A 4,153-nucleotide genomic window follows, 5' to 3' on the forward strand; every position below is an offset into this window, starting at 1 on the left:
CGATGGCTTCCGGGCCGTTCGCCACCACCAGGTCCAGGCCCTTGGCCTCCAGTTTTCCGCGCGCCCGCCGTTCCAGGTCCTCCGTTTCGAGGCAGAAGCCGACGAGGATCTGTCGTTTTCGCCGCCGGGCCATTTCCGCCAGGATGTCGCGAGTCCGTTCGAGTTCCACCGTGAGATGAGTCTCGCCTTTCTTAATCTTCTCGGGTCGCCTCTCGACGGGCCGGTAATCCGCCACCGCCGCCGACGCGATAAATACATCGCATGCACCGAACCGGGCGGCCACCGCCTCGAACATTTCCTGGGCGCTCGTGATGCGGACGACCTCAGCCCCCTCGGGCGGCTCGGCGGGGCAGGGGCCCAGGACGAGCGTCACCTGGTGGCCGGCGAGCAGCGCCGCTTTCGCCAGCGCGCACCCGATGCGCCCGCTCGATGCGTTCGAAACGTATCGGACGGGGTCCAGGTACTCGCGCGTCGGGCCGGCGGTGATAAGCAGATTCATTTTCGATTTCCGATTTGCGATTTTCGATTGAGGCGGCGCGGTGGCCGCGCAGGGCAATCGAAAATCGAAAATCCAAAATCGAAAATTCAAGACTTCAGCGGGCGCGCGTGATCGCCCGGACGATTTCGGCCAGGATGGTTTCCGGCTCCGCCATGCGGCCGAGGCCCTCCGTGCCGCACGCGAGGCGTCCTTCCTCGGGGCCAACGAACCGGACGCCCCGGCGGCGCAGCGTCTCGACGTTGGCCTGCACCGCCGGGTGGTTCCACATCGCCTCGTTCATCGCCGGCGCGAGGATAACCGGCACGTCGAGCGCCAGTAGGACGGTCGAGAGGAGATCGTCGGCGATGCCGCCTGCCAGTTTTCCTATCGCATTCGCCGTCGCCGGCGCCACCACCGCCGCTTCCGCCCGGTCCGCCAGGGCCACGTGATCCGCGTCGTACGCGCCCTCGGCAAAGAGGTCGGTATAGACCGGCCGGCGCGAGAGCGCCTGAAACGTCGGCGGGCCGACGAACCGCTGGGCATGTTCGGTCATGACGACGCTGACGGCCGCGCCCTCCTGCACGAGGTGCGACACCAGGTCCGCCGTCTTATAGGCCGCGATCCCGCCCGTCACGCCGACCAGGATCTCGCGGCCCTGGAGCGTCCGCCCGTCCTTTTTCCGCTTGGCCATGCGCTTCTCCGGACTCTAGTGCTACAGCGCTACTTCGCGCGGCGGGTCTCCGCACCCGCCGCGATCAGTGCCTTCTTGCGCGGTGGGTACGGAGACCCACCGCGCAAAAGGGTCAGTTGGCGCTGTAGGGTTAATCCTCGTCCTTTTCCTCAGGCTCCCTGACCGGGGCCGCTCTTCGCGCCGGCCGCTGCCCGCCGCCGTCCATCTCCAGGGTGATCTTCCCTTCGAGCACTTCCTGGATGACGGCCTCCATCAGCGTTCGGTTGCCGCGCTCCACCAGGAGCGGCGCGCCGAAGGTCACGTCCACGAGTCGCTTCTGAACGAGGACGGCCAGTTTGAACCGTCCGCCGACCTTGTCCACGATCTCGTTGCTCTTGAGGGCTTCGATCACGTCTGGCTCCTTGCTCTGAGAGTTCGAGGGGGCCGAAGCGGCCCGCGTGTTTCTTCGCCGCCCCTGCCTACACGGCCGGAGCGTTTTTCTTCGCTCGCGCCTGGACGATGCAGACGACCTCGTCAATGGCGTTTTCGAGGTCGTCGTTGACGACCTCGGCGTCGTACAGGCCCGATCGGCGGGCCATTTCGATCTCGTCGCGGGCCTTGGCGAATCGGCGTTCCACTTCCTCCGGCTCCTCGGTCCCGCGCTTCGACAGGCGCCGCCGCAGCGCCTTGTCGTTCGGCGGCAAAAGGAGGATCGCCAGCGCCTCCGGAAACTTCTTCTTCACCTGGATGCCGCCCTGGACGTCGATCTCCAGCAGCAGTTGCTTCCGGCGGCGCCGGGCCCGCTCCAGTTCCTCGACCGGCGTGCCGTAGTATTGGCCGAACACCTCGGCCCATTCGACGAAGGCGCCGTCGGCGATGCGCTTCTGGAACTCTTCGCGGCTCAGGAAGTAATAGTCCACGCCCTCGGTTTCGCCGGGACGCCGGCCTCGGGTCGTCGCGCTGACGCTGATGAAGAGGCTCAGGCGCCGTGCGACAGCCCGGCTGACGGTGGTCTTGCCCGCGCCGCTCGGCCCGCTCAGCACGACGAGGTCCCGCGCGGGAAAGGGCGCCCGGCCCTCGCCCGTTTTCTTTTCGATTCCGTCGGCCATGCCTGTCGGTCTCCGCTCTACTCGATATTCTGCGATTGCTCGCGCAGCCGGTCCACCGCCACCTTGATCGGAAGGACCTCGCGCGCGATCTCGACGTCGTTCGACTTCGCGCCGATCGTGTTCGCCTCGCGGGACATTTCCTGGGCCAGGAACTCCAGCCGCCGGCCCACCGGCTCGGAGGCCCCCAGGAGGTCCCGCATCTGCTCCAGGTGGCTCTGGAGGCGGGCGAGTTCCTCGTTGATGTCGGACCGCTCGGCGAAGAACGCTACCTCGCGCGCCAGGGTCGCGTCGTCCGCCACTATCTCGATGCCCTTCAGGAGCGCCTGCGCCCGTTCCTGGAGCCGATCGCGGTACTCCTGGATCACCGCCCCCGCGCGCTGTCGCACCGCGGCCACGCGCCGCGCCATCTCTTCCAGGTTCGCCGCCAGATCCTTGGCGGTGGCCTGGCCCTCGGCCTCGCGCATCGCGTCCAGGCGGTCGAGCGCCTCGCGCGCCGCCTCCTTGACGAGCGACTCGAGGTTCTTAATGCCCGTCAGGACGACCGCCTCGTCGCCCACGACGCCCGGCAGCGCCAGGAGCGCCTCGAGCGCCGGCGGGCCGTCGCCCCCGCCCAGTTCCTCCCGCAGCCGCGCCAGGTCCTTCCAGTAGGCCGCCAGCACCTCGCGGTTGATCGGGGCCCTCGCGGCGGCGCCGACCGGTTCCACCAGCAGCCGCACGAACACCGTTCCGCGCGTCAGCCGCTCGCGCACCAGCCGATCCATCACAACCTCCGCCGCTCCGAGACCCTCCGGCGTCCGCTGGCTGATCTTCAGGCTCCGGTTGTTGACCGTTCGTATTTCGACGGCGATGCGGACCTCGTCGGTCGTCCGCTCGGCTGCCCCGTATCCGGTCATGCTGCGGATCATGCGCCTTATCCTTTCCGCCCGGCTGCCGTTCGGCTGCCGGGTTTCACGACCGGCACGCCTTCTCGGCAGAGGGGACATTCCTCCGGCACGTGGGTCGGCACGTCCAGTTGCACGAGGGCCGTCAGGGGCATCCCGAACGCGGGGTCGCGCCCGCTCGTCCGGTCCACCAGCGCCGCCACGCCGACCACCTCCGCCTCCGCTTCCCGCACAATCGCGAGCACCTCGCGCAGGCTCCCGCCGGTCGTGACGACGTCCTCCGCCAGAAGGACGCGCTGCCCCGGCTCGATGCGGAACCCGCGCCGCAGGCGCATCCGACCCTCCTCGCGCTCCGCGAAGATCGCCGTCGCGCCGAGGGCCCGCGCCAGTTCGTACGCCACCAGGATGCCTCCCATCGCCGGGCCGACGACCGTCTCGACCCGGTCGTCCGCGAAGGCCCGCGCCAACCGGCCGCACAGCCGCTCCGCACGCGCCGGGTCCTGAAGCACCAGCGCGCACTGGAGATACTTCGGGCTGTGCAGGCCGCTCGAAAGCAGAAAATGCCCCTCCAGCAGCGCGCCCGCCTCGCGAAAGGTCTCGAGGATGGCCTCACGGGGATCCGGCATCATGGGCTCCGCTGTCGGGAGTCTTGGGCGTCTCGGGCGCTGGTGCTCCGCCGGATTCGCTCGGCGGCGCCGCAGGCGTCTCGGCCGGCGCTGGGGGCGTCTTGGCCGGGGGCGCCGCAGGCGTTTCGCCTGGGCCCGTGCCGGGTTCGGCGGGCGCCTCGGCGGGCGCCGGCTCTTCGGCGGACCACAATGCCGACTGCTGGTAACGCACCACCAGGGCCGTCACGATCGCCAGGACGAAGAAGATCGCGCCCATGACGGCCGTCACCTTGATGAACACGTCGGCCGTCTTCGTTCCGAACGCGCTGTGCCCGCCCGGACCGCCGAACGCCCCCGCCAGGCCGCCTCCGCGCCCTCGCTGGATCAGCACCAGCAGCACCAGGATCACC

At 69.1% G+C, this 4,153-nt stretch carries 7 protein-coding genes; all 7 read right to left on the reverse strand.

The annotated features are described in order from the left end of the window. Positions 1-499: phosphopantothenoylcysteine decarboxylase (locus tag NTX40_01395; GenBank protein MCX5647744.1), on the reverse strand; the 499-nt coding region annotated here is incomplete at its 3' end. Between the two features lie 94 nt (positions 500-593). Then, a complete protein-coding gene (locus NTX40_01400) occupies positions 594-1,169 on the reverse strand; it encodes a hypothetical protein (protein MCX5647745.1) in 576 nt (191 codons plus the stop codon). 130 nt (positions 1,170-1,299) lie between these two features. Further along, a complete protein-coding gene (locus NTX40_01405; GenBank protein ID MCX5647746.1) occupies positions 1,300-1,560 on the reverse strand; it encodes a DNA-directed RNA polymerase subunit omega in 261 nt (86 codons plus the stop codon). Positions 1,561-1,627: 67 nt separating this feature from the next. Next, positions 1,628-2,257, reverse strand: a complete 630-nt coding sequence (gmk, locus tag NTX40_01410; protein MCX5647747.1) for a guanylate kinase — start codon at positions 2,255-2,257, stop codon at positions 1,628-1,630. A 17-nt stretch (positions 2,258-2,274) separates the two neighbouring features. Beyond that, a complete protein-coding gene (locus NTX40_01415; GenBank protein MCX5647748.1) occupies positions 2,275-3,162 on the reverse strand; it encodes a YicC family protein in 888 nt (295 codons plus the stop codon). A gap of 5 nt (positions 3,163-3,167) precedes the next feature. Next, positions 3,168-3,767: an orotate phosphoribosyltransferase gene (gene pyrE / locus NTX40_01420; protein ID MCX5647749.1), complete on the reverse strand. Its 600-nt coding sequence runs from the start codon at positions 3,765-3,767 to the stop codon at positions 3,168-3,170. Next, a complete protein-coding gene (gene secG, locus NTX40_01425) occupies positions 3,748-4,152 on the reverse strand; it encodes a preprotein translocase subunit SecG (GenBank protein MCX5647750.1) in 405 nt (134 codons plus the stop codon). Before secG ends, pyrE begins: the two co-directional genes overlap by 20 nt. Position 4,153 lies beyond the last annotated feature (1 nt).

It is taken from the genome of Planctomycetota bacterium (genome assembly GCA_026387035.1).
Lineage (GTDB): Bacteria > Planctomycetota > Phycisphaerae > FEN-1346 > FEN-1346 > JAPLMM01.